The 24,638-nt window shown below is 62.6% G+C and carries 24 protein-coding genes; 6 read left to right on the top strand and 18 right to left on the bottom strand.

What is annotated here, in order from left to right; genetic code table 11:
* Nucleotides 1–35: 35 nt before the first annotated feature.
* From glnG to RYH70_RS02970, 3 genes are all read right to left on the bottom strand, one after another.
* Nucleotides 36–1,460, bottom strand: coding sequence for a nitrogen regulation protein NR(I) (glnG, locus tag RYH70_RS02980; protein WP_014992990.1), 1,425 nt, complete (start codon nt 1,458–1,460; stop codon nt 36–38).
* 41 nt (nt 1,461–1,501) lie between these two features.
* Nucleotides 1,502–2,605 carry a nitrogen regulation protein NR(II) gene (gene glnL, locus RYH70_RS02975; protein ID WP_026948523.1) on the bottom strand — a complete coding sequence of 368 codons (1,104 nt, stop codon included), beginning with the start codon at nt 2,603–2,605 and terminating at the stop codon, nt 1,502–1,504.
* Nucleotides 2,606–2,773: 168 nt separating this feature from the next.
* On the bottom strand, nt 2,774–3,484 hold the full coding sequence (locus RYH70_RS02970; RefSeq protein WP_233925878.1) for a DUF4124 domain-containing protein: 711 nt from the start codon (nt 3,482–3,484) through the stop codon (nt 2,774–2,776).
* A gap of 567 nt (nt 3,485–4,051) precedes the next feature.
* Between RYH70_RS02970 and RYH70_RS02965 the strand changes: the two genes are divergently transcribed.
* Nucleotides 4,052–4,996, top strand: a complete 945-nt coding sequence (locus RYH70_RS02965; RefSeq protein ID WP_317009759.1) for a transposase — start codon at nt 4,052–4,054, stop codon at nt 4,994–4,996.
* Between the two features lie 166 nt (nt 4,997–5,162).
* Here RYH70_RS02965 and glnA read toward each other — a convergent pair whose 3' ends face one another.
* The 7 genes from glnA to RYH70_RS02930 all read right to left on the bottom strand — a co-directional run bounded on the left by glnA (nt 5,163) and on the right by RYH70_RS02930 (nt 13,290).
* Nucleotides 5,163–6,569: a glutamate--ammonia ligase gene (gene glnA, locus RYH70_RS02960; RefSeq protein WP_022997160.1), complete on the bottom strand. Its 1,407-nt coding sequence runs from the start codon at nt 6,567–6,569 to the stop codon at nt 5,163–5,165.
* A gap of 225 nt (nt 6,570–6,794) precedes the next feature.
* The gene (locus tag RYH70_RS02955) at nt 6,795–7,037 is read right to left on the bottom strand and encodes a sulfurtransferase TusA family protein (protein ID WP_022997159.1); all 243 of its coding nucleotides are present in this window, start codon (nt 7,035–7,037) and stop codon (nt 6,795–6,797) included.
* Nucleotides 7,038–7,039: 2 nt separating this feature from the next.
* Nucleotides 7,040–8,125, bottom strand: coding sequence for a tRNA (5-methylaminomethyl-2-thiouridylate)-methyltransferase (locus RYH70_RS02950; RefSeq protein WP_080530376.1), 1,086 nt, complete (start codon nt 8,123–8,125; stop codon nt 7,040–7,042).
* An 81-nt stretch (nt 8,126–8,206) separates the two neighbouring features.
* Nucleotides 8,207–10,063 (bottom strand): sulfatase-like hydrolase/transferase, encoded by a 1,857-nt coding sequence (locus RYH70_RS02945; protein WP_317009758.1) that lies wholly within the window; start codon nt 10,061–10,063, stop codon nt 8,207–8,209.
* A 131-nt stretch (nt 10,064–10,194) separates the two neighbouring features.
* Nucleotides 10,195–11,193 carry an alpha-L-glutamate ligase-like protein gene (locus RYH70_RS02940; protein ID WP_022997156.1) on the bottom strand — a complete coding sequence of 333 codons (999 nt, stop codon included), beginning with the start codon at nt 11,191–11,193 and terminating at the stop codon, nt 10,195–10,197.
* Nucleotides 11,194–12,735 carry an inactive transglutaminase family protein gene (locus RYH70_RS02935; RefSeq protein WP_022997155.1) on the bottom strand — a complete coding sequence of 514 codons (1,542 nt, stop codon included), beginning with the start codon at nt 12,733–12,735 and terminating at the stop codon, nt 11,194–11,196. It abuts the gene before it with no gap.
* Between the two features lie 9 nt (nt 12,736–12,744).
* Entirely contained in the window at nt 12,745–13,290 is a 546-nt protein-coding gene (locus tag RYH70_RS02930; protein WP_022997154.1) for an ATP-dependent zinc protease family protein, read from the bottom strand.
* A 447-nt stretch (nt 13,291–13,737) separates the two neighbouring features.
* Here RYH70_RS02930 and typA point away from each other — a divergent pair, with 447 nt between their 5' ends.
* From typA to trmL, 3 genes are all read left to right on the top strand, one after another.
* The gene (typA, locus tag RYH70_RS02925; RefSeq protein ID WP_022997153.1) at nt 13,738–15,546 is read left to right on the top strand and encodes a translational GTPase TypA; all 1,809 of its coding nucleotides are present in this window, start codon (nt 13,738–13,740) and stop codon (nt 15,544–15,546) included.
* Between the two features lie 211 nt (nt 15,547–15,757).
* Nucleotides 15,758–15,949 carry a CsbD family protein gene (locus RYH70_RS02920; RefSeq protein WP_317010158.1) on the top strand — a complete coding sequence of 64 codons (192 nt, stop codon included), beginning with the start codon at nt 15,758–15,760 and terminating at the stop codon, nt 15,947–15,949.
* An 87-nt stretch (nt 15,950–16,036) separates the two neighbouring features.
* Nucleotides 16,037–16,501 (top strand): tRNA (uridine(34)/cytosine(34)/5-carboxymethylaminomethyluridine(34)-2'-O)-methyltransferase TrmL, encoded by a 465-nt coding sequence (trmL, locus tag RYH70_RS02915; RefSeq protein ID WP_080530374.1) that lies wholly within the window; start codon nt 16,037–16,039, stop codon nt 16,499–16,501.
* Between the two features lie 42 nt (nt 16,502–16,543).
* Here the strand turns inward: trmL and secB are convergent, their stop codons facing one another.
* From secB to RYH70_RS02900, 3 genes are read right to left on the bottom strand one after another with little or no spacing between them, the layout of a single operon-like run.
* A complete protein-coding gene (gene secB / locus RYH70_RS02910; protein ID WP_022997150.1) occupies nt 16,544–17,011 on the bottom strand; it encodes a protein-export chaperone SecB in 468 nt (155 codons plus the stop codon).
* Between the two features lie 42 nt (nt 17,012–17,053).
* A complete protein-coding gene (gene grxC / locus RYH70_RS02905) occupies nt 17,054–17,308 on the bottom strand; it encodes a glutaredoxin 3 (protein ID WP_022997149.1) in 255 nt (84 codons plus the stop codon).
* A 16-nt stretch (nt 17,309–17,324) separates the two neighbouring features.
* A complete protein-coding gene (locus tag RYH70_RS02900; protein ID WP_022997148.1) occupies nt 17,325–17,741 on the bottom strand; it encodes a rhodanese-like domain-containing protein in 417 nt (138 codons plus the stop codon).
* A gap of 74 nt (nt 17,742–17,815) precedes the next feature.
* On the opposite strand from RYH70_RS02900, the gene RYH70_RS02895 reads away from it, so the two are divergent.
* Nucleotides 17,816–19,000: a murein hydrolase activator EnvC family protein gene (locus RYH70_RS02895; protein ID WP_080530373.1), complete on the top strand. Its 1,185-nt coding sequence runs from the start codon at nt 17,816–17,818 to the stop codon at nt 18,998–19,000.
* Between the two features lie 51 nt (nt 19,001–19,051).
* Complete coding sequence (locus RYH70_RS02890) at nt 19,052–20,344, top strand: S41 family peptidase (protein WP_063140418.1); 1,293 nt, start codon at nt 19,052–19,054, stop codon at nt 20,342–20,344.
* 150 nt (nt 20,345–20,494) lie between these two features.
* On the opposite strand, the gene RYH70_RS02885 is transcribed toward RYH70_RS02890, so the two are convergent.
* From RYH70_RS02885 to moaA, 5 genes are all read right to left on the bottom strand, one after another.
* On the bottom strand, nt 20,495–21,730 hold the full coding sequence (locus tag RYH70_RS02885) for a molybdopterin molybdotransferase MoeA (RefSeq protein WP_022997145.1): 1,236 nt from the start codon (nt 21,728–21,730) through the stop codon (nt 20,495–20,497).
* Nucleotides 21,731–21,927: 197 nt separating this feature from the next.
* Nucleotides 21,928–22,857 carry a bifunctional molybdenum cofactor biosynthesis protein MoaC/MoaB gene (gene moaCB / locus RYH70_RS02880; RefSeq protein ID WP_055098701.1) on the bottom strand — a complete coding sequence of 310 codons (930 nt, stop codon included), beginning with the start codon at nt 22,855–22,857 and terminating at the stop codon, nt 21,928–21,930.
* Nucleotides 22,854–23,360: a molybdenum cofactor biosynthesis protein MoaE gene (locus RYH70_RS02875; RefSeq protein ID WP_022994375.1), complete on the bottom strand. Its 507-nt coding sequence runs from the start codon at nt 23,358–23,360 to the stop codon at nt 22,854–22,856. Before RYH70_RS02875 ends, moaCB begins: the two co-directional genes overlap by 4 nt.
* A gap of 23 nt (nt 23,361–23,383) precedes the next feature.
* The gene (locus RYH70_RS02870) at nt 23,384–23,632 is read right to left on the bottom strand and encodes a MoaD/ThiS family protein (protein ID WP_022994374.1); all 249 of its coding nucleotides are present in this window, start codon (nt 23,630–23,632) and stop codon (nt 23,384–23,386) included.
* Nucleotides 23,632–24,636 (bottom strand): GTP 3',8-cyclase MoaA, encoded by a 1,005-nt coding sequence (moaA, locus tag RYH70_RS02865; protein ID WP_051414163.1) that lies wholly within the window; start codon nt 24,634–24,636, stop codon nt 23,632–23,634. The genes RYH70_RS02870 and moaA overlap by 1 nt, the downstream gene beginning before the upstream one ends.
* Nucleotides 24,637–24,638 lie beyond the last annotated feature (2 nt).

The following is a 24,638-nucleotide window of genomic DNA, read 5'->3' as shown; positions in this document are numbered from 1 at the left end:
CGAATACCCAACGTCGTGCGTCCGGCGCCCCCTGATCAATCCTCGCCGCTGAACTCCGCTTCCATGTCCAGCTCCTTGATCTTGCGGGTCAGGGTATTGCGCCCCCATCCGAGCAACGCCGCCGCGTCACGTTTACGGCCACCGGTATGCTGCAGCGCCACTTCGATCATGGTGCGCTCGAACACCGGCACCGCTTGATCGAGAATCGCCCGATCGCCCTGGGCAAGCGCCCGGTCCGCCCACTGACGCAGGGATTTCTGCCAGTCGCCGCCGCCTTCGGCGGGACGGCCCACGGACTGACGCAGTTCCGGCGGCAGATCGTCCACCAGCACTTCCCGGCCGGACGCCATTACCGTCAGCCATCGGCAGGTGTTTTCCAACTGCCGCACGTTGCCCTGCCAGGGCAGCGCCGCCAGATACTTCTCGGTGTCCTTGTGCAGCACCTTGGGTTCCACGCCCAGTTCGCTGGCGGCCCGTTGCAGGAAGTACCCGGCCAGTTGCGGGATGTCTTCCCGGCGCTCAGCCAGCTTCGGAATATGGATGCGAATGACATTGAGACGGTGGAACAGATCCTCGCGGAAATCGCCTTCGCGTACCAATCGTTCCAGATCCTGGTGAGTGGCGGCGATGATGCGCACATCCACATGAATCGGCGTGGTACCACCGACCCGGTAAAATTCGTTTTCCTGCAGCACCCGCAATAGCCGCGTCTGGGCCTCCAGCGGCATGTCACCGATCTCATCCAGAAACAGGGTGCCGCCGTTGGACTGCTCGAAGCGCCCCACCCGCTGGGCATTGGCGCCGGTGAACGCGCCCTTTTCATGGCCGAACAATTCGGATTCGATCAAATCCTTGGGAATCGCCGCCATGTTCAACGCCACGAACGGCTTTTCCCGGCGCATGGAATGACGGTGCAGCGCCCGCGCCACCAGCTCCTTACCGGTACCCGACTGGCCGTTGATCAACACGGTGACATTGGAATGGCTGAGCCGGCCAATGGCGCGAAAGACTTCCTGCATGGCCGGCGCTTCACCGATGATCTCGGTGGGGGTTTCCTCGTTGGCCACCACCGCTTCACCGCGGGCCTCCTGGCGGTGCTTGATGGCCCGCTTCACCAGCGCCACCGCCTCGTCCACGTCGAACGGCTTGGGCAGATACTCGAACGCCCCGCCCTGATAGGACGCCACCGCGGAATCCAGATCCGAGTGCGCGGTCATGATGATGACCGGCAGATCCGGGTGCTTGCGCTGCAGGATCTTGAGCATGCGCAACCCGTCGGTGCCAGGCATGCGCACGTCGGAAATCAGCACATCCGGTTCCCGGGTGCCTTCTTCCAGGGTATTGAGGGCCTCATCCGCATCCTCGAAACAGGCCAGTTGAAACCCCTCCTGGCTGAGCGCCTTCTCCAGCACCCAGCGGATGGAACGGTCATCGTCGATCACCCATATGGTCGAGGTCATGCCTGTGCTCTCCCTACATCATCGGGCCACTGGCCGGCCTGTCAGGCCGGAACCGAGGTGGCGCTGTTCGCTTCCGGTAATTCCATGGGCAGCAGCAAACTGAACAGGGTCCGGCCCGGTTCGCTGTCGCATTCAATCAACCCCTGGTGCTGGCTGATAATGGATTGGGCGATGGACAACCCCAGACCGGAGCCATTGGCTCGGCCGCTGACCATGGGATAAAAGAGGGTTTCCCGTAACTCTTCCGGGATCCCCGGGCCGTTATCTTCAATGTCCACCCGCAACACCAGACGGTGGCGGGTGGAGCCGATGGTGAATTGCCGCAATACCCGGGTGCGCAGAAGGACCTGCGCGTCCTCGGTGCCGGATTCCAGCAACGCCTGGATGGCGTTGCGCATCAGATTGAGCAGCACCTGGATCAGTTGATCGCGGTCGGCGGGGATGTCCGGCAGGCTGACATCGTAGTCGCGCAGGATGCGCACGCCCTGAGGATATTCCGCCAGCAACAGTTGGCGCACATGCTCCAGGCATTCGTGCACGTTCACGTCGGCGAACGCCGGCGGTTTACGCGGCCCGAGCATGCGATCCGCCACCGAACGCAGACGGTCCGCCTCGTCGATGATCACCCGTGTGTACTCGGCCAGATCCGCACTGGGCAAAGCACGCTCCAGCAGTTGCGCGGCGCCGCGGATCCCACCCAGCGGATTCTTGATTTCGTGTGCCACGCCCCGCACCAGCGCGCGAGTGGCCTGATGCGCGTGCACCAGAGCTTCCTCGCGACTGATTTTGAGCATACGGTCGAGCCCCTGCATTTCCACCAGCAACGCCATCGGATAGCCGGGCTCCTGCAGCGGCGTAATGCTGTAATCCACCGTCACCTGCACCCCGGGGGCCACATCCAGCTTCGCCTCCCGGCGGGTAAAGGGGTTACCGTCCTCGATGCACTGCTTTAGTGCATCATGGGCATTGCCGTCATCACGGAAATAGTCCGGCAGCACCTGTCCGATGATCCGGCTGGCACTGGTGGACAACAGAATCTCCGCCGCCGGGTTGAGATAGCAAACCCGCAACTCATCATCCAGCAGCATCACCGCGGTGCGCAGGTGATCCAGCAAGCGTTTGTGCATTACCTTCTCGGTCTTCATGATTCGGCCCATAACGGGGCATAAGCAATTATCAGGCCACTCGCCAGAACCATCGGAATGAGGCAAACCGGGCACTGCTGGAGGGCGCCGGACGGCCTGACAGCCTGAATCAGTGTAGCCAGAACACAGGAAGGGGGCACCAATTTGGTGCAAGAAGGGGAAAAGGGGTCAGGAATCGGGCTTAACCGCTTGGGCACGAGTGGCTGGCTGCCCCACGGAGGCCGGTGAACCGGCCTTCGCGCCGCTTCCACGGGTGCTGCCAGAGCCCGGACTGGCGGCGCCCCCTCGCTGGGCAGCCTGCCCGATCCCGGCCCTTCCACTGGGCGCGGGCGCCTGGCCACTTTGCAACCGGCTGGTGCGATGCACATGCACGGTGACCGCGGAGGAGCGCTTAAGCTCCTTGCCTTGCTGATCCAGCACACGCGCCACCAGCACATGGCTGCCCCGTTCCGGATCCCGCAGCGCGGTTCCGGACAAGGGCTCGCCATTATCCAGAATCTCCAGCCGGTGCCCGGCCTGCAGGGCCGGCTCCAGCGCCACCTCCACACTGATCGCCCCCTCCGGATTCCGCACGGTGGCATTTGACCGCGGGGAAACAATCGCCAGACGATGGTAGCCCTCGAAAACCGGCTGCGACGCCGCCGGCGGCTCGGCCGGGGGCTGGACCCGTTGCGGCCCCGGCACGGTATTGGTGGGACCAATACGCACCGCCTCGGCATCGCGGCCCTCTGGCGGCGCGTCGGTGAATGTCACGTTGCCGTGCTCGTCAACACTACGAAAGATCGTCGTGCCCCGGTTTTCCGGCACATCGTCGGCCCGCGCGGAGACCGCGGCACAGATACCCAGCAGAGTGATCAGTAGAACGGTTGTGGTTTTCATGTGGTCCTCCTCCCCCCAAGAGACACAACTTTGATTCTGACCGCACCGGAACGGGGAGAAAAGGGTCTGGGGCACACTAGAGGAACAACGGTGGTGGAGGCTCCATCGGGGAGGCGGGTCTGCACGGAGACCTTTCGGAACAGGAGCCCACACTACCCATCCCGCCGTGGTTCCTCCGGCGGTTAGAAGGACACCCTGCTTTCCGGCTCCGCTTCGAGGTAATCGGCAAGCGCAGGAGTTCTTCTGACCTTCGGGACATAAATTCGAGCGCCTCCGTGGGAGCTTGCCTGCAAGCGAATTTTTTGGCCCCGAGAGCCAGTTCGCTTGCGGGCAAGCTTGTATGGTTTCCCGGCAAGTCTTAGAAGGAGAAGACTTGTCGGGGTGGAGGGACCAGGCAAGCTTCTGACCCTAGGGTACAGACTGTGGGAGATATGGCCCCACCCCGCACCTTCAAACGCCGATAAGGAATCCATCGGCTGAGCGCGCACTCAGACCGACGATACTCTGCAAGCCAGCGTGACGGTGCGCCCCGACAAGCCCATTTAACCTAGCTGACAGGGGAGCCCCATGGCAATGCCGGCAAGCCGCCCGGAGATCGGGATCGACGCTGCGAAAGACAACCTGGTGATCCACCATCAGGACCTGAACCAAACCCTCACCATCGACAATACGCCCCAAGCCATCCGCCAATGGCTGGCCACCCTCCCCGAGGGCTGCGATATCGCCATTGAGGCGACCAGCACCTATCACATGGACATTACCGAGCGCGCACACGCCAAGGGGCATCGGGTCTATGTGGTGGACGGTTACCGCCTCAGCAACTACCGCAAAGGCGTTGGAGGGCGGGCCAAGACGGATCTGGCCGATGCCCAGTTGCTGGCCCGCCATCTGCACAAGGAGAAAGACGAGTTACGCCCGTGGAGCCCGCCCCCAAAGGCGTACCGGATGCTGCAGAGCCTGCTGCGTCGCCGGGCCGCCTTGGTTAAGGCCCGCACGGCATTACGTCAGAGCCTGAGCGGAGAACCGGAGCTCAAGGCCCCTCTGCGTGCCCTGATCGCCAAAATGGACCGGATTGACTCTCTGATCCAGAAACGGCTCAAGAGCGCGGTGAGCGCCGCCGGCTTACAGACTCAGGTCCAACGCTGCGACGCGATCGACGGGGTCGGCGAGATCACCGCCACCGCCTTGGTCATGGCCTTCCTGAGAGGGGACTTCACCAATAGCGATGCCTTCGTTGCCTTCCTGGGGTTGGATGTCCGGGTCCGTGACTCCGGCAAACTCACCGGCAAGCGTAAGCTGACCAAACAAGGAGATACGGAGGTCAGGCGACTGCTGCACTGTGCCGCCATGAGTGCGTCTCGACACCCGGTCTGGCGCGCCTTCTATCAGCGCTATCGGGACCGGGGACTGCACACCACGCAAGCCTTGGTGATCCTGGCCCGGAAGATCGCTCGCACCGCCTTCGCCCTGATGAAGCAGCAACAAGAATATTGCCCCGCAAAGCTCTTCTAAGCATTGCGGGGCACCATAGAATCTCCCACAGCGGCTTCGTGGCCCTTTCTGTGTCAGCGATCAACGTTGCTAGAGCCCGGAACACCCATTCCCGCTATTCCGCAATGAACCACAAAAAAAGGCCCCGCCGGAGCGGGGCCTTGCAACTGCCGGGAACTTGGGATTCTTAGCAGCTGTAGTACATGTCGAACTCGACCGGGTGCGGGGTCATGTTCAGACGTTCGATCTCTTCACGCTTGAGCTGGATGTAGCCGTCCAGCATGTCCTTGGTGAACACGTCGCCCGCCATCAGGAACTCGTAGTCCGCTTCCAGGCAATCCAGAGCCATGGTCAGGGTGTGAGCCACGGTCGGGATGCCCTTGGCTTCCTCGGCCGGCAGATCGTACAGATCCTTGTCCATGGCGTCGCCCGGGTGCATCTTGTTCTTGATGCCGTCCAGGCCGGCCATCAGCAGCGCCGCGAAACACAGGTACGGGTTGGCGGACGGATCCGGGAAGCGCGCCTCGATACGACGGGCTTTCGGGCTGTTCACCCACGGAATCCGGATGGAAGCGGAACGGTTGCGGGCGGAGTACGCCAGCATTACCGGCGCTTCGAAACCGGGCACCAGACGCTTGTAGGAGTTGGTGGAACCGTTGGTGAAGGCGTTGATGGCGCGAGCGTGCTTGATGATACCGCCGATGAAGTACAGGGCTTCCTCGGACAGTCCCGCGTAGCTGTCGCCGGCAAACAGGTTCTTGCCGTCCTTGGCCAGGGACACGTGCACGTGCATACCGGAACCGTTGTCACCGATCAGCGGCTTGGGCATGAAGGTGGCGGTCTTGCCATAAGCATGAGCCACGTTGTGAACGCAGTACTTCAGGATCTGAACTTCGTCGGCCTTGGCGGTCAGGGTGTTGGCGCCAACACCGATTTCGCACTGGCCGGCGGTGCCCACTTCGTGGTGGTGCACTTCGATTTCCAGGCCCATCTGCTCCATGGCGGCGCACATGGCGGCGCGCAGGTCGTGCAGGGAATCCACCGGCGGTACCGGGAAGTAGCCGCCTTTCACACCCGGACGGTGACCGATGTTGTTCTTCTCGAACTCATCGGCGGACACCCAGGCCGCTTCTTCGGAGTAGATGTTGTACATGGCGCCGGACATGTCGGACTTCCACTGTACGGAATCAAACACGAAGAATTCCGGCTCCGGACCGAACAGGGCGCTGTCGGCGATGCCGGTGGACTTCAGGTATTCCTCGGCGCGCTGGGCCACGGAGCGGGGATCGCGCTCGTAGCCCTGCATGGTGGAGGGCTCGACGATGGTGCAACGCAGGTTCAGGGTGGTAACGTCGGTGAACGGATCGATCACCGCGGAACTGTCGTCCGGCATCATGATCATGTCGGACTCGTTGATACCTTTCCAGCCAGCGATGGAAGAACCATCGAACATCTTGCCGTCCTGGAAGAAGTCTTCGTCCACTTCCGAACTCGGGATGGTGACATGCTGCTCCTTACCCCGGCTATCGGTAAAACGCAGATCGACCCACTTCACGTCGTTATCTTTGATCAGCTTCAGCGTCTTTTCAGACATTGTAGAACGTCCTCCTGGAACGGGTATGTGTCTGGCATTCAGTGGTATCGGCGGGCCGACCACTCGAAGCCGCTATTCTCGGGCACTCGGCCCCGCATGCCAATAGGAGAGCAAATTACGTGCCAGCCCTTTTTTAGCGCATCCGGGCCGCAACGCCCCGAAATCGGCCGGTATATTCGGACAGGAAAGCACCAATACCGTGCACTCTCAATAAAAAACGCACCATTATAGTGCAATTGAGGGTTCTCCAACTTCGAGCGTCACCCTCACCTCGTGGCCCTCTTCCCGGGTTTCCAGCACCGCATGTCCATTGATCCGGCACCAGGCGGGAATGTCGTTGAGCGCCCCCGGGTCGGTACAGATCACCGTCAGGGTATCGCCTTGCCGGAGTGTGTTCACTTGATTCTGGGTTTTGATCACCGGCATCGGGCACAGCAACCGGCGAGCGTCCAGTTCGTGATGGCTCATGGTTATACCATCCATTCCGGCGCGACCTGATCCGGCGTCGCCGGCCGGACCGGCAACTGACGGGCCACGCCGCTGGGATCGCGCACTTCCACCACCACCTCGTCATCGGTTCGCCCTTTGGAATAACGGGCGACGATGGCGGCTGCCTGGCGCAACTCGTCGTCGGACGCCAACGTGCCGTCGATCAGAGCCAGCGGACCGGGGCAGCTCGACGTGGTGATGCTGGTGAACTGATATCGATAGCCTTCCAGGAAGCGGTTCTCCCCTTCCTCGCGGCTGATGATCAGCTTGTAGTGCGGCGCCGGGCGGATATGCCGCCCCACCTTCAGCAGCATGATGTCGTCCAGCTCGTAACGCCGTTCGTTACGAGCCTGCCAAAGATCCGCCAGCTTGCGCGAATAGGACTCATCGGTAAGGAAGCAACAGCCGCCGGCGGGCTGGGCGAAGTCATCCAGGCCAAAACGTTTGGCCAGCGCCATTTGCGGCTTACGGTTGCGGCCGGAGAAGTCGTGCAATCGGCTGCGATCCACCCAGCCTTCCCGTTCCGGCAGGGTCTCCGGCAGGTTCTTGGCGCTGAGCGGGCGCAACAGGCGATCATCGGCGCCGGATTCGCGGCTGATGATCGGCATGGTTTCCTTGCGCTGACTCTTGGGACGCTGCCCCACCACCTCACCGGTGATGATGAAATCGAACCCCTTCTCGCCGGCCAGTTCCCGAGCCTTGTTCAGCATCAGGGTGGCCTTATTGACCATGAAAATCTTGCAGTCCAGGCAGGGGTTCAGATTGGCGCCATAGCCGTGTTTCGGATTGAGCACCACATCCTTGTACTCTTCCGAAATATCCACGATATGCAGCTTGATACCCAGCTGCTCGGCGACCCAAAGCGCGTTGTTGCGCTTGTTTTTGTCCTGGTCCTTTTTACGGATGGCGTGAGTATGGCCTTCCACACAGAAGCCGGTGAAGAAATTCACCCCTTCGACGTGGATGCCTTGTTCCTGCATGACTTTCACCGCCAGCATGGAGTCCAGGCCGCCGGAAACCAGGGCGATGGCGCGTCGTTGCAGCGTTTGAGGGGCTGACTCGGTCATAGGGCGGCTCGCGTGCCGGTCAAAAAGTGGGCGACGGAGTATAGCAAACCCGACCCGGGTAACACTATCCGCGCCGGCGCCTCAACGACCGCCCGAAAAAAACCGGGACATATCCCCCAGCACCTCCACCAGCCGGCGCTGAAGCCGGGCCATCACCGCATCCTCATCCTTCACCGGGGTATCGTCGGCACGGCTGACCGCCATTTCGAACAGACCGCCGGCGCGCACCGGCATCGCCACCTTGTATTCCGGGCCGAGATACGCCACCGCATCCCAGCTCGCCGCCAGGCGATAGCGATCATCAGGCACCTGGTCCAGCGGCACGCCCACGGCATAATCGCGCGGTTCGTTCTCCACCCCCAGGCGGCTCAACAACGTCGGAGCCAGATCCAAATGGCTGGTGGGCTTGTCCACCACCGCCGGCGCGATGCCCGGGCCGGCCAGTACCAGTGGAACGTGGACTTGCTGATTATGAAACTCGGAATTGTGTCCCCAGCGGCCGTTCTCCATGAACTCCTCACCGTGATCGCCGGTGATTACCAGGATGGTGTTGTCCAGCAGGTTGCGTTCGGCCATGCCATCCAACAGCCTGCCCAGTTGCTGGTCCAGGTGATGAGAGGCGTTCACATAGCGGTTAAAAATACCGCCGATGTCCTGTTCCAGGTCCATGGTGGCGTAGTTGAAGTTCTTCAGATAATCCGGCCGGATCACGCTTTCCTCGGGGAAGTAATAGCGCGCGTGAGGGGACTCGAAAAACAGAAAGCCGAAGAACGGTTTCGCCGCGTCCCGTTGATCCAGAAACGACAGCATGCGGTCCACGTTGCGGCGGTCCCGCTGCCAGCCGGGTCCTTCTTCGTCGCTGTGCAAAAGGGACTCGGGGACATCGGCGAAGACCGTTTTATCGAATTCCGGGTAACTGAACCGCGCACTGGTGTAAAGGCCCATCCGGTAACCCCGGCGCTGCATCTCACTCATCAGAACCGGCGGCTGACGCGCATCCAGAAAAGCGAACCAGTAATTACCCGGCAAGCCATAAAACAGGGAGAAAATGCCCATTCGGGTGCCATTACCCCCGCTGTAATGATCGGTGAAGCGGATACCCCGCTCCTCGGCGAAGCGCCACAGATTGGGCATGATTTCCGGCGTCAGCATATCCCAGCGCAGGGATTCCGCCACCAGCACCATGATATTGAGGGAAGGCGCATCCGCGGCCACCCGGAGGGCTTGCCGCGGGTAATGCAGTCGGCCCTGGTCGGCCACGTCCAGCTTATCGCGGGTCCGCACCGGCTCGAACCCCAAAGCCATGGCGGCACCGCGGAACGTGGTCGGCTGGTAGAACGGCACCGCATGGGAAGCGTTGAGGACCGGACGATAAGCCAGAAAATGCGCGGTACCATAAGCCGCCCGTTCCCCCACCATACATAACAGCAATGCCGCGACCATCCAGCCCCAACGCAAACGAGGAACCGGTTTGCGAAGGCTCCAGAACAACAAGCCGGCTTCGAACACCACCAGGGCCAGTGCGAACAATACAAAGGAGAACACCGCGTCCGGACCGCCGCCCATGGAGGTGAATCCCCCCGGCGTGGTCAACAGGTTCCAGACGAAGCCGTTGAGGTGGAAGCCATAGAGATCATGGATCTGGCCGTCCACCAGCAACAGCAGCAACATCAGAGCACTGCCGGTTACCGCCACGCCGTACCCCGGCCAACGGCCGAACAGGCGCGCCAACATCGACGAAATCAGAGGCGGCAGCAGGAACACAAAGGCGTAGCCCACCAACGCCACAAGCAGGAAGAACAGGCTCCAGACGCTACCAGGCTGCAGCAGCGCCTGCCTCGCCACATACAGGCAGACAAACAAAACAAGCAAGTAATTGACTAAAAAGAAGCGCCGCCAGGGTGCGGACGAAAGGGAGGGACGGGATCTTTGTGTCATCAACCAGGCTCGCCAGGAGTGTGAATCCTGACAAGCCTAGACACAAAAACTTAATCAAAGCTTAATGTTGATGGCCACCGTCAATGTCGGCCCACTCCAGGCCTCCACGGGGGGTGACTTCGTGGAGACGGTTATTCCGTGGCGATATCCTGCGGCTCGGGAGTCGCCACCGCGAAGTGACGTTTAGCGAACAATACCCTCTGCTCCGCCGGCTCCTCGCCATCATCCTTGCCGCGCTGTTCCAAATGGCGCTCAACGATACCGCAGCGGCGCAACAGTCCATCGTCATTGGCAATCTGGATATTCAGACCGGGACGGGCGTTCAGTTCCAGCATCATCGGCCCCTTGTGTTTGTCCAGCACCAGGTCCACGCCGAGATACCCCAGCCCGGTCAGGTCATAGCAGCGCGCCGCCAGCGCCAGACACTCCTCCCAATCCGGGATGGTGACGCCCGCCACCGGATGCGCGGTATCGGGATGGCGGTCGATTTTCAGGTTGTGCCAGGTGCCAGCCAGAGTCACCCCGGTGGCGATGTCCACGCCCACGCCGATGGCCCCCTGGTGCAGGTTGGCCTTGCCATCGGACTGCCGGGTGGGCAGACGCAGCATGGCGAACACCGGATAGCCCTTGAGCACGATGATGCGCACATCCGGCACCCCACCGATACTGATGCGGTCGAACAGGTCAGTGGAGCGGACCCGGTATTCAATCAGCGCGCGATCACGATGACCGCCCAGGGAATAGATGCCGGAAATGATCCCGGAAATGTGAAACTCCATCTCCTCGGGGCTGACCATGCGGCCGGAGACCGTGCGGTAGTAGCCCTCGAAGCGATCGGAGATGACCATGATGCCGTCACCGCCCGCCCCCTGGGAGGGCTTGATGACAAAATCCCCATGGGTTTCCACGATCTCCGCCACCTTGCCGATGCCCTGTTCGGTCTCGATGATGCCGTACATATCCGGCGCCCGGATACCGGCGTCCAGCGCCAGTTTCTTGGTGCGGATCTTGTCGTCCACCAGCGGGTACAAGCGGCGATCATTGTAACGCAGCACATAATCACCGTTCCGCTGGTTGATGCCCATCACGCCGCGACGCCGCAGGGCACGCCAGGTCTTCACCCCGAACATTCAGCGCCCCTCTTCGGTCATGGCCCGGAAGCGGACCAGTTCAGTGAGCCGGTAGCCCCGGTAATGGCCCATGAACACCATGAACGCGGCCAGTACCAGAAGAATGCCCGGGAAGGTGAAGACCAGATAGACCAGCGGACTCCACACCATCAGCAAATGACAGAGAATCGCCACCACCAAGGTGCCAATGGCGACTTTCATGGACTGCGGTCCGCCCCGCTCTTCCCAGACAATGGACATCCGCTCGATCACCATGGTCAGGATCACCATCGGGAACAGCGCCACCGACAGCCCCACTTCCAGACCCAGCTTGTAGCTGAACAAACTGATCAGGCCGATCATGATCACCACGAAGGTCAGCACCACCGACAATCGCGCCATCAACTGCAACTTGAGATGTTCCAGATACGATCGTAACGACAGGCCGATGGTGGTGATGAAGGTGAACAGAATCACTCCCCATACCACCTGGGTCTCGCGGAACGCCAGGGCGATCAGCACCGGTGTGAAGGTACCGAGGGTCTCCACGCCGATCAGGCTGCGCATCAACAGCACCAGCAGCACCCCCACCGGAATCATGATCAGGATCCGGTGAAGCTGTTGTACCGGTAGCGGCAAATCATAGAGCGAGAAATCGATAAAGCTGGAAACGTCCTGGGAACTCAGTGTCTGCGCCAGTTGCAGAGCACTCATCTCATTCTGGTGAACGCTGAATTTGACCTCCGCGTTGCGGCCACCATCCAGGTTGTACAGGGGCGCCTGCCCGCTCCACCACACCAGACGGTCCTCTGGCAGCCCTTGCTGACCGGTATTGGGGTTGAAGTACAACCAGGCGTTGCCGTTATAGGAGCGCAGCCATAGCTCCGGCTGCTGATTCTGCACCTCGGACAGACGCAGGGTGTATACCGGTTCCGCCGGGATGTGCGCCACCGCCAGCAGCAGGTCCACCACCCGGGCCCGGTTCTCCGGCGTCATGTTCCCGCCCAGCAACAATCGGACATTATCGTTGTCGTCGCGGCTGTTGACCCTTTTGATGGTCTCGCTGATGAAGGTTTCGATATCCGCGGAATGCTGACGAATTGGCGCCAGCAAAGCGTCGGCGGCCACTTTTTCCGGCCCGGACAGTGTCGGGCTGGGACGGAATTGCGGCCCGGGTTCCTTCGCCTGGCCGCCGGGCTCGGCGAAACGGGGAGTGATCAGCAGCCGGTAATACAGACTCTGCTGGCCCTCCACCCGGCGGCTGGACCAGGTCACCACCCGATTGCCGCCCTCACGGCTGACGTTGACGCCATAGTTATTGGAGATGAAGCTTTCATTCAGGGTGGTGAAGCCGCTGTCCAGTGGCGGCACGAACATCCGCACCTTCACCGGGTGGTTTCCCCTGGCCTGGAACTGGACCTGAGCATCCACTACCCAGACCGGATCGGTTTCACTTTCGGTAAGCGGCACTTTCTGAATCAGAATCTGGTAGGCCATGCTGCCTATGCCCAGAACCAACAATGCCACGGCCAGCAGCCGCGCGTGCAGTTTCACAGAACCCATGTTCCAGCCTTATTCGGTTTCTTCGGCCGCCAAGCCGACGGTTTCTTCCTTGGAGCAGGATGGCGCACCCCCGCTCATGGACTGTGCCGGGTCAACCAAAGCCCCCAGCGAAACCAGCGCCTCGGATCCCACCAGCAGCGGGAACCGGAAGTCACTGCGATCGGTCAGATTGACGTCCACCTGCCGGGCCCGGTCACGGACGCACAGCGTCAGTTCCACCACCGGACGACGGCTGTAGCCCGGCGCCCCATCAATCTGGTTTTCGGCGCGGCGCTTGATGCGCACATGTTTGGATAGTGGCAATTCAAGGGTGCGCCATTGATCCTGCTCCAGCCCGATTTTCTCGCGCTGCTCCGGGACCACCCACAGATCAAAGGATACCCAATCCTGCCCATCCCGCTTGAACGTCCGGATTTGCCGGGCACTGAGCGACGCGGACTGGGCCCCGGTGTCCAGTTTAGCGGGCAACGCGACACCCAGTTCCTCGATCATGACCTCTTCGTTGAGGCCCAGAATGATCTTTCCAGGGTCCTCGCCGTCGGCGACGGCCTTCATGGGCAGGGCCAGACAGACCGCTATCGCCAGTCCATACCCTATGCCGCACGCACACCCAAACCGCATATAACGAATACCTTCCTTGTCCGGGATCGCACGTACCCGGAATCGCATTGGAGAAACGCCGCCACGGGCAGGCTGATATGCCAATCCGGGCAGCCTCGGGAGCCAGGGAGGCTCGAAACGGATCGTCATCGACGGGCAGTGTATGACCGGTACGACCCCGTTTGGTTGCGCCATTCTAGGCGAATGCACAGTGCCTTGAAGCAACAACCGCAAAATCGTGAACCGGGTCGCATTCTCTCATAGCCCGCGGGCGCCGCCCACTATCACCGGCGGCTAGCCGCGGGGCCGACAAGACGGTGGCTTCGGTAGCCAAGGGGGCTGTACAATGCGCTCCCGCCGCGGCCCCGCCACGGCCTTATTACTCGCTTCGGAGCCTGTTTCGTGATTGAACGTCTGCGCAATATCGCCATCATCGCCCACGTTGACCACGGCAAGACCACCCTGGTGGACAAGTTGTTGCAACAGTCCGGCACACTGGGAGACCGCGCCGGCGACGTCGAGCGGGTAATGGACTCCAACGACCTGGAGAAGGAACGGGGTATCACCATCCTCTCCAAGAACACCGCCCTTAAATACGGCGACTACCGTATCAATATCGTCGACACCCCCGGCCACGCCGACTTCGGCGGCGAGGTGGAACGCGTGATGTCGATGGTGGACTCGGTGCTGCTGCTGGTGGACGCGGTGGACGGCCCCATGCCGCAGACCCGCTTCGTCACCCAGAAGGCGTTCGCCGCCGGGCTCAAGCCGATCGTGGTGATCAACAAGATCGACCGCCCCGGCGCCCGCCCGGACTGGGTCATGGATCAGGTGTTCGACCTGTTCGACAATCTCGGCGCCAGCGACGAGCAACTGGACTTCCCGGTGGTGTACGCCTCCGCCCTGAACGGCATCGCCGGCCTGGAGCCGGACCAGATGGCGGAAGACATGACCCCGCTGTTCCAGACCATCATCGACCGGGTACCGGCGCCGGAAGTGGATGCCGACGGCCCGTTCCAGATGCAGATTTCCTCATTGGACTACAACAGCTACCTAGGCGTGATCGGTATCGGCCGCATCAAGCGTGGCCAGGTAAAGGCCAACACGCAGGTGAAGATCGTTGACCGCGACGGTAAGGTGCGTAACGGCCGGATACTGCAGATCATGGGTCATCACGGCCTGGAGCGAGTGGATGTCAGCGAAGCCGGCGCCGGCGATATCGTCTGTGTCACCGGTATGGACCCGCTGGATATTTCCGACACGCTGTGCGACCCGAACAATGTCGAGGCCCTGCCGCCACTGACCGTGGACGAGCCCACCGTGAGCATGGTGTTCCACGTCAACACCTCGCCGTTCGCCGGCCAGGACGGCAAATTCGTCACCAGCCGCCAGATCCGTGAGCGTCTGGAAGCGGAGCTCAAGCACAACGTGGCCCTGCGCGTGGAAGAAACCGGCAGCGCCGACCAGTTCCGTGTCTCCGGCCGTGGTGAACTGCACCTGTCGGTACTGATCGAGAACATGCGCCGCGAGGGCTTCGAGCTGGCGGTGGGCCGCCCGCAAGTGATCGTGCGCGAAGTGGACGGCCAGAAACAGGAGCCTTACGAGAATGTAATGGCCGACGTTGAAGAACAGCACCAGGGCGCGATCATGGAGCACCTGGGCCTGCGCCGCGCCGAGATGACCAACATGGAGCCCGATGGCAAAGGCCGTGTACGCCTGACCTTCGTCGTGCCCAGCCGCGGCCTGATCGGCTTCCGCAGTCTGTTCCTGACACTGACTTCCGGCACTGGCATCCTCAACAGCACTTTCAGCCATTACGGCGAATACAAACCCGGCGACATGGCTCAGCGCAACAATGGCGTGCTGGTCTCCATGGTCAAGGGCAAGGTGCTGGCGTTCGCCCTGTTCAATCTGCAGGAGCGTGGCCGCATGCTGATCGACCCCAACGTGGAAGTCTATGAAGGCCAGTTGATCGGCATCCACAGCCGGGGCAATGACTTGGTGGTGAACCCCACCAAGGGCAAGCAGCTCACCAACATGCGCGCTTCCGGCACCGACGAGAACGTGATTCTCACCCCGCCGGTGCGCTTCAGCCTGGAACAGGCCCTGGACTTCATCGAGGACGATGAACTGGTGGAAGTAACGCCGAACCATCTGCGCCTGCGCAAGAAACTGCTCACCGAAACCGAGCGCAAACGCGCCAGCCGTTAAAATCCCGCCCTGATGCCCCGGACAGCGCGACGGGCGCCCCTGCCCGTCGCGCATTCCCCTCCAGCTCGTCCCCGCTTTTACAGAGTTTTCCTCCAACCGTCATCGTCAACCGGTCATAGTCAAAGAGCCGTTGCCGCAGGGCAGCTGGTTCTCCGCTATTCCCCCTTCACCACAACCTTATCTCAGGAGAGACAAGATGAACTGAAACACCATCGAAGGTCGCTGGAAGGAACTGAAAGGCAATGTCCGGGAACATTGGGGCAAACTCACCGACGACGACATCGAGGAGGCCAAGGGTAAGCGTGATGTACTGCTGGGCAAGATCCAGGCAAAATACGGTATCGCCAAGGAAGAGGCGGAAAAGCAAATTGACCAGTGGGTCGATAAACTGAACTCGAAATAAGCGACTTCAGGGCCATCCGGATCGCCTTTCCCCACCCTTCCGGTTAGCGGATGGCTAACGGGCGGCGCCCCGCCGCCCTCCTTTACCATGCTGCATATTGCTCTCTACCAACCGGAGATTCCGCCGAACACCGGCAACATTATTCGCCTCGCCGCCAATACCGGCGCCGGGCTGCACCTGATCGAGCCGCTTGGTTTCAGCCTGGATGAGAAGCGCCTGCGGCGCGCGGGGCTGGACTATTCGGAATGGGCAAGGGTAACCGTGCACCCGGATTTCGAGGCCTTCCTGGCCGCCATGAACGGGGCCCGCCTGTTCGCCCTGACCACCAAGGGCCACACCACCCCCAGCGATACCCGGTTCGAGGACGGCGACGTGCTGCTGTTCGGACCGGAAACACGGGGCTTGCCCCCGGAGGTTCTGGGCCGGCTGACGCCGGAGCAACGGCTGCGGCTGCCGATGGTAGCCGACAGCCGCAGTCTCAACCTGAGCAACGCGGTCGCGATAACGCTCTACGAGGCCTGGCGCCAACTGGGATATCCGGGCGCGGTGTAAGAATTAGCAGAACAGACGCGACGTCATCCGCCGGCGCCGTCTTTACTGAACCGTCACGCTTTCGTTGCCTTCCGTTTGCTGTTGACGCTGTTGCTGATACAGAGCGTCGAAGTTCAACGGCTGCAACACCATCTGCGGGAAAGACGCCTTGGATACCAGGTCCGATACCACTTCGCGCACGTAAGGGAACAGCAGATTGGGGCAATAGGCGCCAAGCAGCTGGTTGCGCTCCTCGCCTTCAATGCCGACCAGGGTAAAGATGCCGGCCTGCTTCACTTCCACCAGGTAAAAGGTTTTCTCTTCCCCCTCATCCTTGGCGGTCACGGTCACCGTCACTTCCACTTCGTACTCGTTGGAGTCACCAAGCCGGCGGGCATTGTTGTTCAACTGAACATTCACCTTCGGCTTCCACTCCTGCAGGAAAATCTCGGGCGCGCCCGGGCACTCGAAGGAAGCGTCCTTCAGGTACACGCGCTGCAGTTGGAATACTTTTTCCTGTTGATCCGCCATCATTATCTCCATGGTTTGCAAGGCCGCCCCCGGCGACCCGTGTTATCCGGCAAGCAAGGCATCCAGCTTGCCCGCCCGTTCCAGGGCGAAAAGTTCATCGCAGCCCCCCACATGGTGCGGCCCGATCCAGATTTGCGGCACGGTACGCCGGCCGCTGCGCTCCATCATCTCCTGGCGCCCTCCGGCAACACGATCCACGTCGATTTCATGAAGCCGCGCCGCCTTCGACACCAACAAACTTTTGGCCCGCCGGCAGAAAGGACACCACGAGGTGGTGTACATTGTCACCTCGGTCATAGTGTCACCCCGGCCATCAGGCCTTCACCACCGGCAGGTTATCATTGCGCCAGGCGTTGATGCCGCCCTGGATGCGGTAAAGGTTGGGAATCCCCTTGCCGCGCAACTGACGCCCCAGGTGTGACGACTGATTGCCCATTTTGCAGGCCAGAATCACCGGTCGGTCCTTATAGGCCTGTAGCTGCGAAAGCTGATCCATGACCTGCCCGGCGGGGATATTGACACTACCAGCGATATGGCCGGCGCGGAACTCCTCGCCGTCACGCAAGTCGATGATCACACCGTTTTGCTGGTTGATCAGATTGGTGGCCAACTGCGGACTGATGGGCTTGCCCCCACGCCGGGACTCAATGGTGAAGAAAACAGCCCACAACAGAAAGAAGGCGGAGACCAGAAGGTAATGGTTGCTGGCAAACTCGATCAAACGATCCATGGTTGCGTTCCTGCCGAGGTAAAATCGGCGCCAAGTATACACATCGGGGGCCGGTTACGGTAAAACCCGCTGCCATGAGAAGTCTTTTTCCCCTGCTCCTGCTGTTGAGCCTGGTGGCCCGGGCGGACGACCCGTCCCCCGAGCAACTGGAAGCCCTGAAGGAGCGCATCCGCGAGCTGACCTCGGCTCAGAATCAGGACCTGGAGCGCCGCGACGACCTGCAGGCGAAGCTGCGCGATACCGAAAAACGCATCGGTACCCTGGGTCGTGAACAACGCCATCTGGACCGTGAGGTCCAGGACGCGGAACAACGCCTGGCCGAGACCGAACAGCGCCAGGCCGAACTGGCGGCGGAGAAAAAGGTTCAGTTGTCTTGGCTGGCCCGCACCGTGCGGGCCAGCTACCAGGCCGGCCGGGAGGAGCGCATCAAGCTGCTGCTCAACCAGGAAGACCCGGAACGGGTGGCCCGGCTGCTACGCTACCAGGAATACTTCCAGCGTGCGCGGCGTGATCGCCTGGTCAACCTGGAAGGTGAGTTGGTCGATCTCCGCCAGGTGGCCCGGGAAGTGGCCGATGCCCGCGCCAACCTGCTGGACCGGCGCACCGCCCTGGCCCGGCATCGCCAGGAGCTGGAAGCCGCCGGCCGTGAACGGGAGAAGGCGTTGGCCGCCCTTGGCCAGTCGCTGGAGAACCGCGGTGGCCAGTTGAACAGTCTGCGAGCGGATCAGCAGCGCCTGGAACGTCTGCTGGAGCAAATGCGCCAGGCCGCCGAACAGGCAGCGCGGGAGAGCGCTCCAAGCGGCCCGAGCCGGCCGGCCGCCAGCGGCGGAACTCCCTTCGGCAAACTGGCGGGCGGTCTGCCCTGGCCGGTGCGCGGCCCCCTACTGACCAGCTACAACAGCCGCCGGGAAGGCGAACTGCGCTGGACCGGGGTCATTCTGGGCGTGGACGAAGGCACCCCGGTACAGGCCGTGCACCCCGGGCGGGTGGTGTTCGCCGACTGGCTGCGCGGTTTCGGTCTGCTCATCATTCTCGATCATGGCGACGGTTACCTGACGCTCTACGGCTACAATCAAAGCCTGCTGCGCCAGGTCGGTGACCAGGTCGCCACCGGCGATGTGCTGTCCCTGGCGGGCCGTTCCGGCGGCAATAGCCGCAGCGCTCTGTACTTTGAAATCCGCCACCGCGGCAAGGCGGTGAACCCGGCGCGCTGGTGCGACCGCCGTGTTACACTGCCGCCCATTGCTCGTAACAACTGATCGCCGTAACAACTGATCACCCGCGCCAACTGACGCCAGGATTAGAGCCTCATGTTGAAACTGCCTCACGCTGTTCTGCGCTCCACTTTGCTCGCTCTTACTGTTTTCGTTCCCACTCTGCACGCCGCCACTACCTCCGAGTCCCTGGATGATCAGGCCCGTGAAGCCGGCGTTCCAGTGACCCAGTTGCGGGCCTTCGCCGAGGTGCTGGAACGGGTGCGCGGCGCCTACATCGAGGAAGTGGACGAGAAGGAACTGCTCAATGCCGCCATTCGCGGCATGCTCTATGAACTGGATCCGCACTCCGCCTATCTGACTCCGGATCAGTTCGAGGATCTGCAGACCACCACCACCGGTGAGTTCGGCGGTCTGGGCCTGGAAGTGACCATGGAAGACGGCTTCGTCAAGGTCGTCACCCCCATCGATGATTCCCCCGCCGCCCGCGCCGGCATCCGCGCCGGCGATCTGATCCTGAAAATCGACGACACCTTCGTCAAGGGCCTGAGCCTGGAAGAGGCGGTGGAGAAAATGCGCGGGGAACGCGGTTCCAAGGTTTCCCTGTCGGTCCTCAGCGAAGGCGAGGAACAGCCGCGCACCGTGGTGCTGGAGCGGGACCGCATCAAAGTACAGAGCGTAAGACAGGACACCCTGGAGCCAGGTTACGGCTACATCCGTATCTCCCAGTTCCAGAACAACACCGGCATGGAAACCGGCAAGGCGCTGGAGAAATTGCAGGGGGAAGGCACACTCAAAGGCCTGATCCTGGACCTGCGCAACAATCCCGGCGGCGTCCTGGACGGCGCCGTGCAAGTGGCCGATCTGTTCCTGAACAGCGGTCTGATCGTCTATACCCAGGGCCGCGACGAAGCCAGCCGCAACGACTACCGCGCCCACGCCGGCGACCGGCTGCAAGGTCTGCCTCTGGTGGTACTGGTGAACGGCGGCTCCGCCTCCGCTTCGGAAATCGTTGCCGGCGCCCTGCAGGATCAGGGGCGCGCCGTGATCGTCGGCAATCGCACCTTCGGCAAAGGCTCGGTGCAAACGGTACTGCCGATCAGCGGTGATAGCGCGCTGAAGCTGACCACGGCCCGTTATTACACCCCCGAAGGGCGCTCGATCCAGGCGGAAGGCATCGTCCCGGATATCAAGGTGGAAGTGGCCAGCGTCAAGCTGCTCAAGGAGCATCTGCCACGGGAAGCGGACCTGCCCCATCATCTGATGAACCAGAATGGAGAGAGCGGGCCGGATGCGGAGCCGGATGAGGAACCGCTGGCCAGCCGCGATTACCCGCTGTCCCAGGCGCTGTCGATTCTCAAGGGGATTACGCTGGCGGGGAAACGCTAGAAGACCGCTTCCCACAGACCGGCCTAAGAAGCCGCTGTGGGAAGCGGCCTTGGCCGCGAATGCCTCCGGGCCTTTGTCCACTCGCTTGCAAGCAAGCTTCCCACAGCGGCTTCGTGGCAAGCTCTGAATTCATCTTTCCAGTCACCCGAATCACCGCAACGGCAGCCAGCGCACCACCGAGCCCGCGCGCCAGGCGTCATCACCGGCCGGCACCCAGGCCAGCACATCGGCGGCCATCAGGTTGGACAGCATATGCGACGCCTGGCGCGGTAACGGCGCCAGTGCCGTGGCACCGGTGAGGGGGTCGGTTTGCAACCGCATACGCAGCCACTGATCGCGGCGATCGTCCGGACGCGCGTCTTCGAGTAAGCGGGCATGGCCCCAGGGCGGCCCCGCCGGATCGCCTTCCAGTACCCGCAGCACTTCCGCCACGTGCACCGTCAGCCCCACCAGCACCGCCGCCGGATTGCCCGGCAACCCGATCAGCGCGGTGCCTTCCCGGGTCCCGAACCACAGCGGCTTGCCCGGCTTTTGCGCCAGCTTCCAGAAGTGCCTGGCCACACCCAGCCGTTGCGCCGCTTCCGGTAAATAATCCCGGTCACCCACAGACACGCCGCCGGTGGTGATAACCACGTCCGACTCCGCCAGCGCCTGCTCCAACGCCTGGCAAACGTCCTCGAAACGATCCGCCACCGCCAGGCAGCGCACCAGCGGCTGCCCGCGCTGCGCCAGCCAGCCACGCACCAGCGGCCCGTTGGCGTCATAGATTTGTCCGGGCCTCAGCCGCTCGCCCACGGGTTTGACCTCGTCCCCGGTCACCAGCACCGTCACCCGCGCTTTCGGATGCGTGTTCACATCGGCCACCCCGGCCATGGCCAGCGCCGCCAGACGGCCGGCATCCAGCCGCGTGCCAGCGGCCGCCAATTCCGTGCCGCTTTGTAACTCCTCACCCCGGCGACGCAGGTCCGTCTCCGGCGCCACCACGCGATCGACCCGGATGGCACCTTCCTCGCGGACCACCCACTCCTGTCTCACGATGGTATCGGCCCCCGGCGGCACCGGCGCGCCGGTCAGAATGCGCATGGCGCAACCCGGCGCCAACGCTGTTTCCGTGCTTTGACCGGCGGGAATGTCGCCACTGAGGGTCAAGCGCACCGGACTATCCTGCGTGGCCATGGCCAGATCGACGCTGCGTGCCGCATAGCCGTCCACCGCGCTCTGATCGAACAGCGGCAGGTCCACCGCCGCCCGCGCCGGGGCCGCCAATACCTGCCCCAAGGCCGCCTCGACCGGTTGCTCCCGGGCCGGCAGCGGGGTCAACACGCGCCGGTACGTGGCCAGGGCCTCGGCCACCGGCAGCAGTCCCGGCGTGGTCCCGCATCCCATCAGAGAATCTCCTTCAAACTGGTCTTGGGAACGTGAATTCAGAAATGGCCACAAAGCCGCTGTAGGAGCCGGGCGGCGGGCCGCTTGCCTGCAAGCGAATCTATTTTCCGAATGTTGGAAGAATTCGCTTGCAGGCATGCTCCTACAGCGGCTTTGTAGTCCAGTCTGTGAAGCGCTGTCAGGCGGTGCTGCGCGTGCTACTGATACCCGCCCGGATGCGGGCGGCCGGCCCGGCACACTTCCAGCAGGTGCACCAGCCCCGGCAGCAGCGCCGCCAGCGTCTCCTCGGCGCCGCGCCGGCTGCCCGGGAACGTCACCACCACGCTATCTCCGGCCAGCCCGGCAATGCCCCGTGACATCATGGCGTAGGGTGTACGGCGCTGACCGAAGTCCCGCGCCGCTTCCATTACCCCCGGCAGCTCGGTGGTCAGCATCGGCTGCACGGTGTCCACGGTGCAGTCACGGGGCCCGACCCCGGTGCCGCCGACGGTAACGATCAGCGCGGTGCCCTCGGTCAGTTGCGCCTGCACCGCCTCGCGCAGCTGATCCGGCTCGTCCGGCAACACCTGATAATGCACCGGTTCAAAACCGGCGGCGGCCAGACCTTCCTCCACCGAGCGCCCGGCGGTGTCCGGTTTACGGCCAGCGGCCACGGTGTCCGACAGCACGATCACCGCCGCGCTCATCGGCGCACGCAGATAGCGGCGGAACTGGGACTTGCCGCCGGTTTTTTCCAGCAGGCGGCCATCGGTGATTTCCAACTGATCCGGACGGCAGTGTGGCTTGAGCATGTCGTACAAGGTGAGTGCCGCCATCTGCGCGGCGGTGAGCGCTTCCATTTCCACCCCGGTAGGGCCGATGGTCTGCACTTCGGCCAGGATCGTTACTTGCTCCTCGCCCAGCTCGAACTCCAGTTCGGCGCGGTGGATCGGCAGCGGGTGGCACAGCGGCAGCAGTTCGTCGGTGCGCTTGGCGGCGAGAATGCCGGCGATGCGCGCGGTCTTCAAGGCATCGCCTTTGTCGGTGTCGCCACGGCGCAGGCGCTCGATGCAGTCCTGCGGAGCCCGCAGACAGCACTGCGCGCGGGCGCTGCGGAACGAGTCCGGTTTGTTACTGACGTCTTTCAAGAATGATCTCCATCACAATGGGGAACCCGGTGATGGTCCGGGTGAGAGTCGGTATGAGCGTGATGCTGATCGCCCGACCGTGAGTCCGGGCGGATGCAGCAGCCCTGCACATAGGCGCTGCTGCCGTCGGTATAGAATTCTTCCTTCCAGATCGGCGCCTGATGCTTCACTTCATCCACCAGGTAACGGCACGCCTCGAACGCCTCCGCCCGATGCGCGGCACGGGCCACGCACACGATCGCCACGTCACCGATGCGCAGCGCGCCCAGGCGATGCACCACGCGGCAATAGCTCAGGCCGAAGCGCTCACGGGCCTGTTGTTCGATCTCGGCGATGCGCTTTTCCGCCAACGGCGCGTAGGCGGTATAGCGCAAGCTCTCCACCGGCAAGCCCTGGTGATGGTCGCGCACGGTGCCGGCGAACAGGGCCAGGCCGCCGCACTCCGGATAGCGATCCAGCGCCAGCAGTTCGTCGATGGCGATCGGATATTCGGTCAAATGCATCCTGTTACTCGAATCCGTCATGATCACCCCCCCGCCACTGGTGGCAGCAGCACCAGATGACCGTTTTCCGGCAACGGGTCCGAGCGCAATAAAATGTCGGTGTCGCGCACCGCGGCGCACTGATCCAGGCGCGGTTGCAGGGCCGGACACTGATCGGCCAGCACGCTCAGTGCCTCGGCCACCGTGGCCGGCGCCATTTCGGTGACGAGGGTGATACGCTCGCCACCCGCCAGCGGAATCAGTTCACCGTAAAGTTCAAAGGACAGATTCATCAGCCTCCCATCCCGTGCATGGTAATTGGCCGGTCCACCGGGCCGGGCGTGGCCGCGTAGCCGGCGTCCTTGTGCCAGACTCTCTGTTCGATGCGACGCCGCAGCTGGGCCTCGCTTTCCCCGCCGCGCAGCGGCGTCAGCAGATCGTGCCCCTGACGGGCGAACAGACAGGTGTAAAGATGCCCGTTGGCGGTCAGCCGCAGCCGGTCGCAATCGGCGCAAAAGGGCCGGGTCACGGTGGAGATCACGCCCAGGGTGTAGCGCTCATCGAGTCGGTATTCGGTGGCCGGGGCCGCCCCGCGGGGCAGTGCCTCGATCCGATAGTGGCCGGCCAGCGTATCGAGAATGCGAGCCTCGGACACCACCTGCTCCTCACGCCAGCGGCCCGGTTCGTCCAGCGGCATGTATTCGATGAAGCGCAATGGCAGATCACGGGCCTTGGCCCAGTGGGTCAGCGGCAGGATCTGGTCGTCGTTATACCCCTGTATCAGCACCGCGTTCAGTTTCACCGGCAGGCCGCTGTCGCGGGCCTTTTCGATCCCCGCCAGCACCGGCGCCAGCGGGCGGCGGGTAAGCGCCTGGAAACGGCCTTCGTCCACCGCGTCCAGACTAATGTTCAGATCGTCCAGGCCGGCCTCGATCAGGTCATCGAGCAATGCCGGCAAGCGGGTGCCGTTGGTGGTCATCGACAGCCGCTTCAACCCATGCTCACGCAACCGGGACAGCGCCGCCACGCACGCCACCACATCCTTGCGCAGCAGCGGCTCGCCGCCGGTCAGGCGCAGCTCTTCAATACCGTTGTCCACGAACAGAGTCGCCAGCCGCAGCAGTTCCTCCCGGTCCATCAGTTCCCGCCCGGGCAGCCATTGCGGGTGTTCCGGCATGCAATACCGGCAACGGAAGTTGCAGCGGTCGGTCAGTGACAAGCGCAGCTTGCGTTTGACCCGGCCGAAACGGTCCTGCAACGGCTCTTTTACCAACAACGGCTCAAAGGCTATGCCCATGA

The organism is Alloalcanivorax xenomutans (genome assembly GCF_032810065.1).
GTDB classification, from domain to species: Bacteria; Pseudomonadota; Gammaproteobacteria; order Pseudomonadales; family Alcanivoracaceae; genus Alloalcanivorax; species Alloalcanivorax xenomutans.
Note: the sequence above shows the minus strand (reverse complement) of the source record. Positions and strands in the feature narration are given on the sequence as shown.

Bases quoted from the DNA above. Each gene is read 5' to 3' on its own strand.
- glnG (WP_014992990.1), bottom strand. From the start codon at position 1,460: ATGACCTCGACCATATGGGTGATCGACGATGACCGTTCCATCCGCTGG.
- glnL (WP_026948523.1), bottom strand. From the start codon at position 2,605: ATGAAGACCGAGAAGGTAATGCACAAACGCTTGCTGGATCACCTGCGC.
- RYH70_RS02970 (WP_233925878.1), bottom strand. From the start codon at position 3,484: ATGAAAACCACAACCGTTCTACTGATCACTCTGCTGGGTATCTGTGCC.
- RYH70_RS02965 (WP_317009759.1), top strand. From the start codon at position 4,052: ATGGCAATGCCGGCAAGCCGCCCGGAGATCGGGATCGACGCTGCGAAA.
- glnA (WP_022997160.1), bottom strand. From the start codon at position 6,569: ATGTCTGAAAAGACGCTGAAGCTGATCAAAGATAACGACGTGAAGTGG.
- RYH70_RS02955 (WP_022997159.1), bottom strand. From the start codon at position 7,037: ATGAGCCATCACGAACTGGACGCTCGCCGGTTGCTGTGCCCGATGCCG.
- RYH70_RS02950 (WP_080530376.1), bottom strand. From the start codon at position 8,125: ATGACCGAGTCAGCCCCTCAAACGCTGCAACGACGCGCCATCGCCCTG.
- RYH70_RS02945 (WP_317009758.1), bottom strand. From the start codon at position 10,063: ATGACACAAAGATCCCGTCCCTCCCTTTCGTCCGCACCCTGGCGGCGC.
- RYH70_RS02940 (WP_022997156.1), bottom strand. From the start codon at position 11,193: ATGTTCGGGGTGAAGACCTGGCGTGCCCTGCGGCGTCGCGGCGTGATG.
- RYH70_RS02935 (WP_022997155.1), bottom strand. From the start codon at position 12,735: ATGGGTTCTGTGAAACTGCACGCGCGGCTGCTGGCCGTGGCATTGTTG.
- RYH70_RS02930 (WP_022997154.1), bottom strand. From the start codon at position 13,290: ATGAAGGCCGTCGCCGACGGCGAGGACCCTGGAAAGATCATTCTGGGC.
- trmL (WP_080530374.1), top strand. From the start codon at position 16,037: ATGCTGCATATTGCTCTCTACCAACCGGAGATTCCGCCGAACACCGGC.
- secB (WP_022997150.1), bottom strand. From the start codon at position 17,011: ATGGCGGATCAACAGGAAAAAGTATTCCAACTGCAGCGCGTGTACCTG.
- grxC (WP_022997149.1), bottom strand. From the start codon at position 17,308: ATGACCGAGGTGACAATGTACACCACCTCGTGGTGTCCTTTCTGCCGG.
- RYH70_RS02900 (WP_022997148.1), bottom strand. From the start codon at position 17,741: ATGGATCGTTTGATCGAGTTTGCCAGCAACCATTACCTTCTGGTCTCC.
- RYH70_RS02895 (WP_080530373.1), top strand. From the start codon at position 17,816: ATGAGAAGTCTTTTTCCCCTGCTCCTGCTGTTGAGCCTGGTGGCCCGG.
- RYH70_RS02890 (WP_063140418.1), top strand. From the start codon at position 19,052: ATGTTGAAACTGCCTCACGCTGTTCTGCGCTCCACTTTGCTCGCTCTT.
- RYH70_RS02885 (WP_022997145.1), bottom strand. From the start codon at position 21,730: ATGGGATGCGGGACCACGCCGGGACTGCTGCCGGTGGCCGAGGCCCTG.
- RYH70_RS02875 (WP_022994375.1), bottom strand. From the start codon at position 23,360: ATGCATTTGACCGAATATCCGATCGCCATCGACGAACTGCTGGCGCTG.
- RYH70_RS02870 (WP_022994374.1), bottom strand. From the start codon at position 23,632: ATGAATCTGTCCTTTGAACTTTACGGTGAACTGATTCCGCTGGCGGGT.
- moaA (WP_051414163.1), bottom strand. From the start codon at position 24,636: ATGGGCATAGCCTTTGAGCCGTTGTTGGTAAAAGAGCCGTTGCAGGAC.